Here is a 4,615-nt window from a genome sequence, read left to right on the forward strand (position 1 = left end):
CACCCGGTAGGTGTGCTCGGTCATGGCGGCCTCCCTGACGTCCCTGGTGAGCGCTCTGCGCGGGGACGGACGGTCCCGTTCGTTCTCTCGATCCACTCTCCTGCAGAGCCCAGCATTCAGCCACCGCACACCCGCCCTCCCCGAAACGGCTACGTCGAGGCCAGCCGGCGGGGCGGGGGCGAGCGGCGGTGAAGTCGTCATGTGTCCTTCTTGGCCCCGCCGGCTGGCCTCGACGTAGCCGTTTCGGGGAGGGCGGGTGTGCGGTGGCTGAATGCTGGGCTCTGCAGGAGAGTGGATCGAGAGAACGAACGGGACCGTCCGTCCCCGCGCAGAGCGCTCACCAGGGACGTCAGGGAGGCCGCCATGACCGAGCACACCTACCGGGTGACCGAGATCGTCGGTTCGTCGCACGAGGGGGTGGACGCCGCGATCCGCAACGGCCTGGACCGCGCGACGCGGACCCTGCGCCATCTCGACTGGTTCGAGGTCACGCAGGTGCGGGGCAGCTTCGCGGACGACGGACAGGTCGAGCACTTCCAGGTCGGCCTGAAGGTCGGCTTCCGGCTGGAGGACGCGGAGGGCTGACCCGCCCTCCACCGGGGGTGGCACACCCTCCACCGGAGCTCACCCGTACGGCCCCGCGAGCCGGGCTCGGCCCATCGGCCTTCGGGCCCCCGGCGGTTGCCGGGTGCGTCCGATCGGGCTGTTCCTTCCCTCGGGCAGCCGACAGTTGCGGGCATATAAAGAGGAAAGCGGGCAAGCTGGCAAAAGGGCGGCGCGTACGCCCTTTCCCTTCGCCACGCCCCCCAGGGGAGGACTCCCGTGCCCGTAAGCCTTGAGCAGTTGCGCCGTTGCTCGGTCGCCGTGGATCTGGGCGCCTGCAGGACCAGGGTGTATCTCAAGGGCACCGGTCTGATCGTCGACGAGCCCAGCGTCGCCGCGGTGAACACGCGCACCGGGGCGCTGCTCGCGGTGGGCGAACTGGCCGAGCGGATGACGGGCCGCACCCCCGAGCACATCCGGGTGGTCCGGCCGGTCTCGGGCGGCACCGTCGTCGACATCGACATGGCGCAGCGGATGCTCCGCCAGCTCATCGGCAACAAGCTCCGCAAGGCGTGGCGGCGCCGGCCCACGCTGCGGATCGCCGCCTGCACCCCGCACGACAGCGAGCCGCTGACCCAGCGCGCCGCGGTGGAGACGCTGAGCGCGCTGGGCGCCCGGCGGGTCGAGCTGGCGGACACGCTGATCTGTGCGGCGGTCGGCTGCGGGCTGCCGGTGGAGCACCCGGAGGCGACGATGATGGTGGTGTGCGGGGCGGCCACCACGCAGGTCGCGGTGCTCTCGCTGGGGTCGATCGTGGCGGCGGAGACGATCCAGGTCGGTGGCAACTCCATCGACCACGCGGTGGTCGAACACCTCCGCACCGAGCACGAGTTGATGCTGCCGAACCCGGCCGTCCGGCCGCTGCACCTGGTGCTGCACGCGGCGGACGACTCGACCGAGCGCGCCGAGGTGCACGGCAGGGATGTCACGACCGGTCTCGCCCGGTCGGTGGTCGTGGAGACCGCGGGCGTGCGGCGGGCGATCAGCACCCCGCTGACCGGGGTGCTCGACGGCATCCGCGGGGTGCTGCGACGCTGCCCGCCGGACCTGGTGGCCGATCTGTCGGACCGGGGCATCATGCTGGCCGGCGGCAGCGCACTGCTGCCGGGACTCGACACGATGCTCAGCCAGGCGACGGGCATGCCCGCGCGCACCGCCGAGCGGCCCGACACCGCGGCCGTACGGGGTCTGGGCGCGATGATGGAGGGCAAGGTACAGCCGATGCACCTGGATCCGCTGGCGGGATGAACTCCCCCGCGAATTCAGTTTTCTGACGTTCCATGAGATCAGCTGTGCCGTGAGGTCGGCCTTCCGGCCCGGCGTTACGAGGCGTCCACCAGGGACAGGGCGTGCAGCCGGTCCGGCGGGCCCGGGCGGGCGTAGTACCAGCCCTGGGCGGTGTCGCAGCCCAGCACCCGGAGGTGCTCGGCCTGGGCGCCGGTCTCCACGCCCTCCACGGTGACCGCCAGGTCCAGGGTGTGGGCGAGCGCCACGACCCCCTCCACGATCTTCAGGTCGACCGGGTCGGCCGGGTCCTGCTGCATGCCCCGGGTGAACGAGCGGTCCAGCTTCAGGGCGCTCAGCGGCATCCGGCGCAGGTTGGAGAGGTTGGAGTAGCCGGTGCCGAAGTCGTCCAGGGCGATGTCGACGCCCAGGTCGGCGAGTTGGCGCAGCGGGCGCAGCAGCGTCTCGTCGGCGCCGATCAGCGCGCTCTCGGTCACCTCCAGGCACAGCGCGGTCGGTTCGAGCCCGGCCTCCTTCAGCACCTCGGCCGTGTCGCGTACGAGGTCGGGGTAGCGCAGCTGGAACGGCGAGAGGTTGACGTTGACCCGCAGCGGGCCCTCGCCGTCGGCGAACTGCCAGGCGCGGGCCTGGCGTACGGCCTCTCCCAGCACCCAGCGGCCGAGCGGCACGATGAGGCCGGTGTTCTCGGCGAGCGGTATGAACTGGTCGGGGCCGAGGACCCCGCGCAGCGGGTGGCACCAGCGCACGAGGGCCTCTGCGCCGTGCACCGTGCCGTCGCTGAGCCGTACGAGCGGCTGGTACTCGATGAAGAACTCGCCGCGCTCCAGGGCGGTGGGCAGGCTGTTGGTCAGGCCGTGCCGGGTGATGGCCAGCACGTCGGCCTCGGGGTCGGCGTGCTCGTAGCGGTTGCCGCCCGCCGCCTTGGCGCGGTACATCGTGATGTCCGCGCTGCGCAGCACCTCCGCCGGGCCGAGTTCCCCCACCGGCCCGTCGACGATGCCGATGCTGCCCCGGACGGGCAGGGCGCGGCCGGCGAGCCGGACCGGTTCGGCGAGGCGGGACAGGATCCGGTTCGCGAGGGCGGTCACGTCCGCCTGCGACTCCGGGTCCACGATCAGGGCCACGAACTCGTCGCCGCCGATCCGGGCTATGAGCTGGTCGGGCGAGGTCAGACAGGTCTGCAGCCGGTCGGCCACGGCGACCAGCATCTGGTCGCCCACGGCGTGGCCGAGGCTGTCGTTGACCGCCTTGAAGCCGTCGAGGTCGAGGTAGCACAGGCCGAAGCGGCTCGCGCCGTCGCGCTCGGCGAGGGCGGCTTCGAGACGCTCGAAGAAGAGGGTCCGGTTGGGCAGGCCGGTCAAGGCGTCGTGGGTGGCCTCGTACCGCAACTGCTCGTGCAGCAGCCGCCGTTCGGTGATGTCCTCCAGCAGTGCGAGCATGTACTGGGGCCGGCCGGCCGCGTCCCGGAGCAGGGAGACCGTCAGGTCGGTCCACACGACGGTGCCGTCGGTGCGGTAGTACGGCTTCTCGACGCGGTAGTGGTCACGCTCACCGCGCTCCAGCTCGCCCTGGAGGTCCCATACGCCCGGGGCGTCCTCCGGGTGCGCCCACTCGTGGACCTTCTTGCTGGTGACGTAGTGCTCGCCGCCGCCGAGCATCCGCGCCAGCGCCTCGTTCACCTCGACGACGTTGCCGTCCATGTCGGCGATACCGATGCCGATGGCGGCGCCCTGGAAGACGGCGCGGAACAGCCGCTCGCTGGCGTGCCGCGCCTTCTCCGCCTCGCCCTGGGCGCGCAGCGCGGCGCGCGAGACGGCCTCCTGCTCGGTCAGCGTCCGCTCGCGCAGGGCCTGGGCGAACCCGGCGGCGACCGCGTGCTGGATCCGGGAGCAGCGCGCCCGGCCCTCCTCGGCCGTCAACTCGGCGCCGGGGGCGCAGTAGCGCACCAGGTAGGAGTCGACGACGCCGAGGGAGCGGGGCAGCGCGCCGGGGTCGGTGCAGTGGGCGGCGACCAGCGCGCCGCCGACGGCCAGCGCCGGGGTCGGGTCGAAGGGGCGGGCCCGCAGCGTGTCGCTGAGCGTGCGGGCGGACGGGACCAGGTACTCCTCGAACTCCGCGCACGTCAGGGAAGTGGCGGTGGCCGGATAGATGGCCCGGCCCCAGATCCGCGCGAAGCCGCGTGGTCCTTCCTCCGGCCTGTCGTGCGGGCCGTCTCTCTCCGGGGCCGGGCGCCCGGACGCATCGGGCCCTTTGCTCACGCCTTGCGTCCCACGCCTGCGAAGCCGGTGAAGGCCGCCGGGTCCTCCTGCTCGACCGGCAGGTCCGGGCGCCACTCGGGCATGAACACCACGCCGGGCTCGACCAGTTCGAAGCCGTCGAAGAACCGCTCGACCTGCTCGTGGGAGCGCAGGTTCAGCCGGGAGCTCGCCTGCTGGTAGACGCCCTGGACGCGCCCGCCCTGCTCGGTGGACATGGCGCCGGACTCGGTCGGCGCGTGGGTGAGCACCAGCAGGCTGCCGGGGGCGAGCGCGTCGCGGAGCTCGGCGACGGCGGACCACGGGTCGTCCTCGTCGGGTATGAAGTGCAGTACGGCGACGAGCAGCAGCGCCACGGGCTCGTTCAGGTCGAGCAGCCGGGAGACCTCGGGGCTGGCCAGGATCTCCTTGGGGTCGCGCAGGTCGGCGGACGCGATGGAGGCGTCCTCGTTACCCTCCAGCACGGCCCGGCTGTGCGCGACGGCCACCGGGTCGTTGTCGACGTAGACGAC

General features: G+C 72.5%; 4 protein-coding genes. 2 read left to right on the plus strand and 2 right to left on the minus strand.

Annotation, left to right across the window (positions count from 1 at the left end):
• Positions 1 to 363: 363 nt before the first annotated feature.
• Both AOK16_RS24650 and AOK16_RS24655 read left to right on the plus strand, forming a co-directional pair.
• Complete coding sequence (locus AOK16_RS24650; protein WP_055474301.1) at positions 364 to 585, plus strand: dodecin; 222 nt, start codon at positions 364 to 366, stop codon at positions 583 to 585.
• A gap of 237 nt (positions 586 to 822) precedes the next feature.
• The gene (locus AOK16_RS24655) at positions 823 to 1,851 is read left to right on the plus strand and encodes a rod shape-determining protein (protein ID WP_055474302.1); all 1,029 of its coding nucleotides are present in this window, start codon (positions 823 to 825) and stop codon (positions 1,849 to 1,851) included.
• A gap of 74 nt (positions 1,852 to 1,925) precedes the next feature.
• On the opposite strand, the gene AOK16_RS24660 is transcribed toward AOK16_RS24655, so the two are convergent.
• Positions 1,926 to 4,106: a putative bifunctional diguanylate cyclase/phosphodiesterase gene (locus tag AOK16_RS24660; RefSeq protein WP_055474303.1), complete on the minus strand. Its 2,181-nt coding sequence runs from the start codon at positions 4,104 to 4,106 to the stop codon at positions 1,926 to 1,928.
• The coding region (locus AOK16_RS24665; protein ID WP_205627778.1) for an SAM-dependent methyltransferase at positions 4,103 to 4,615 on the minus strand (513 nt) is incomplete at its 5' end. The genes AOK16_RS24665 and AOK16_RS24660, both read right to left, overlap by 4 nt.

It is taken from the genome of Streptomyces pathocidini, assembly GCF_001418495.1.
Taxonomy (GTDB): Bacteria; Actinomycetota; Actinomycetes; order Streptomycetales; family Streptomycetaceae; genus Streptomyces; species Streptomyces pathocidini.